Here is a 2506-nt window from a genome sequence, read left to right as displayed (position 1 = left end):
TGGTGCTAGCGAAGAATGTTTTCAACTTTACCGAAAACGAGGACAGTCTGAAAATTTCATAAAAGAGATGAAGTCTGGATTTTTTGGGGATAAGACAGATAGTTCAACTCTAATCAAGAATGAAGTTCGTATGATGATTTCTTGCTTGGCCTATAATCTTTCCTTATTTATGAAGCATCTAGCTAGTGGGTCTGTGAAGAATTTGACGATGAAACGTTTTCGGAAACTGTTTGTGAATATAGCTGGAAAATGCGTCAAAAGTGCTAGAAAACAAATTCTAAAACTGTCTAATCTCTATTCTCTGAAGGATGAGTTTCAGGCTCTCTTTGAGCGAATTTCCAGACTAGATTTCTCACTCCCCGTTCTCTATGCAGTAAGGGATACCAGTCCTCCTTTGTTAGGAAATTAGGATACCGAATCAAATAGAATACATTTTTAAAAATCGAGAGTCGCACCAAGGGCGGAGTCTACCCTTTTTTAGGGTGCTAAGGTAGCAGACCCATCTTTATTTATAGAAAAGCTTGATCGTTCATAAAAATCATCAGAACTGCAATTGTTTATTGCTTGTTTCTGATGATTTTTTTGATAGTTACGCAAAGATATTCAGGGTATGAATAATTCGGGTTAATTGTACTATAACTTTCACAGCAAGACCTTTTATAATTTTTTTACTTTAACTTTATTACAGTACTTTGGAGTTGTTTGAAGCTCACAAAAATCGCCATTTTTCGTACCTATTTTTATTTGTTATCTGATTGAACTTACTTGGGCAATAGTAGAATAACAAACAATGGAAACGATTCATAAATGATTATCTTTTTCTTTCGATAAGAAACGTCTATAACTCAGATTATTTTGCATTAATTCTCCATGAGTACCACTTCCAGTTAATTCACCATTTTCAAGAAAATATAGTTTATCAACCGTTTGTATAGTCGAAATCCTATGTGTAATATAAATAATAACCTTATTCTTCAAATATGTCCTTATTGTTTCAATAACTTTTGATTCAGAAACAGAGTCTAAATGAGCAGTCACCTCATCAAATATATAAATATCTGCATTCCGCAATAAAGCTCTCGCAATTTGAAGTCGTTGTTTCTGACCACCAGACAGACCTATTCCGTTCTCACCTATAAGCGTTTCTAATCCATTGGGGAAATTTTTAAATTCTAAATTAAGAGCTGTTGCTTCTAAAATTTCATTTACTTTCCCAATACTTGGTTTATAATCTAAACCAAAAACTAGGTTTTCGTAAATAGTACCAGAAAAAATATCAGTTCCTTGAAAAACATATGTTAAACAACCATACAAACTATCTGTACTTATTTCTCTTATATCAATACCATTAAACAATATTCTCCCAGAAAATGTGGTATATAATTTAGAAATCAGTTCAACAACTGTTGTTTTACCAGAACCCGAGGGACCTACAATGGCTGTTACCTCTCTTTTCCTAAAAAGCATATCTAAATTATTTAATACATTTTTCCCATCTCTATCAAAAGTTACACCTTTTAGTTCTATGCTTTCAATCGGAGCAGGCATAGCTTGCTCCCTCGTCCTATCTATACTAGTATTAATAGCATATTGATTAATGACAGAAAGACTGGCGTTAATTTTTTTTAATTGATTACCAAACTGTGCAATACTACTCAATGGAGATAATAGCTGAAATAAATAAATCAAGAACGATATCAATGTCCCAGCTGTTAGTGTTGACTGTGCAACTCTATATCCTCCATATCCAAAGCTAATGCAGATTACTATGAAAACGAAAATTAATATTACCGGTTTTATGGTCAAATCAATCAAAGAGTAAGCAAAAGAATTTTTTACTAGTTTCGCAAGTCTTTTTTCTAAACTTGACTTAACATATTGTTGGCCTTGATACACTTTAATTAATTTAACTCTTTGAAAAATTTCTGTTAAAAAGCCTGATAATTGACTTAAACTTTCCTGTTTCCTTATTGCAAATTTTCCTCCAAAATTCGATATTGGAATTAACACTATAAACATCATTAAAAGACACATTAACATTACAACAGATAACTGAAAATCTAATCTAAATAGAAATATTAAAGAAATAATGAACAAAAATATTGAACTCACAAAATCAGGAAAAAACTGACTCAGGAATAATCTTATCACTTCAGTGTCATTAACAATATGTCCTGATACTTCCCCACTTAAATTGTTGTCATAAAAGGACTGATCTTTTTTTAGCAAATCTGTTATAACATTCTTACGTAACTTAAGCACCTGATTCTCTGCATATCTCAATAGCAAATAAGAAGACACTATACTGAAAATTAGATTAAAAAAAAACAACACAATTATAGTTAATATTGGAGAAAAATTCGCTTGAGAATTATCTATCCCAAATTATTCATACCTAACTTAAAAACCTTCCAGAAACCGTATTGATCACAGGGTTTCTGGAAGGTTCTGCTTTTCACCCATTGGGTGAAACATTCGACTAGACAAAAGAGGATTTCCCCTTTAT

2 protein-coding genes are annotated in these 2506 nt (G+C 31.9%); one reads left to right on the top strand and one right to left on the bottom strand.

The genetic code is table 11. The features are described 5' to 3' along the window. The coding region (locus tag I1A59_RS09260) for a transposase (protein WP_196091203.1) at positions 1-409 on the top strand (409 nt) is incomplete at its 5' end. Positions 410-801: 392 nt separating this feature from the next. Here I1A59_RS09260 and I1A59_RS09865 read toward each other — a convergent pair. Further along, a complete protein-coding gene (locus tag I1A59_RS09865) occupies positions 802-2337 on the bottom strand; it encodes an ABC transporter ATP-binding protein (protein WP_348769643.1) in 1536 nt (511 codons plus the stop codon). Between the last annotated feature and the right edge of the window lie 169 nt (positions 2338-2506).

The organism is Streptococcus sp. NLN76 (assembly GCF_015686645.1).
Classification (GTDB): domain Bacteria; phylum Bacillota; class Bacilli; order Lactobacillales; family Streptococcaceae; genus Streptococcus.
The sequence above is the reverse complement of the archived record's forward strand: the minus strand, read 5'-3'. Positions and strand labels throughout refer to the sequence as shown.